A 375-nucleotide genomic window follows, 5' to 3' on the forward strand; every position below is an offset into this window, starting at 1 on the left:
TTGAACCCTAGCATAGAACGGATTCGCTTCTTTATAAAGCGATGATCTTGTTCTACTATGTTATTCAAGTACTTTTGTTGTCTAAGTTGCATACCATCAGGTATGCTTTTTTCTTTTTTCAACTGTTCAATTGCTATAGGATAAGCCGGGTTCTTATCGACTGTTATAACACGTGGCTTTGAAACATGAAAAGACCGCAAAGCTTTCTTGAAAAAGCGCTTTGCAGCCTTCTGGTCTCTTGTTTTGTTTAGGAAAAAATCAATTGTGTTTCCTTTCGAATCAACAGCACGATACAGATACATCCATTGACCTTTAACTTTGATATATGTTTCATCGACTCTCCAAGAGTCATTTGTTTGTTTGAGGTGACGACGG

1 protein-coding gene is annotated in these 375 nt (G+C 37.3%); it reads right to left on the bottom strand.

Going from position 1 to position 375, the window contains the following annotated elements; translation table 11 throughout:
- Positions 1-375 (bottom strand): IS6 family transposase (locus CN326_RS23780; RefSeq protein WP_141525129.1); only part of this gene is annotated, 375 nt, incomplete at both ends.

The organism is Bacillus sp. AFS018417 (genome assembly GCF_002560985.1).
Lineage (GTDB): Bacteria > Bacillota > Bacilli > Bacillales > Bacillaceae_G > Bacillus_A > Bacillus_A rhizoplanae.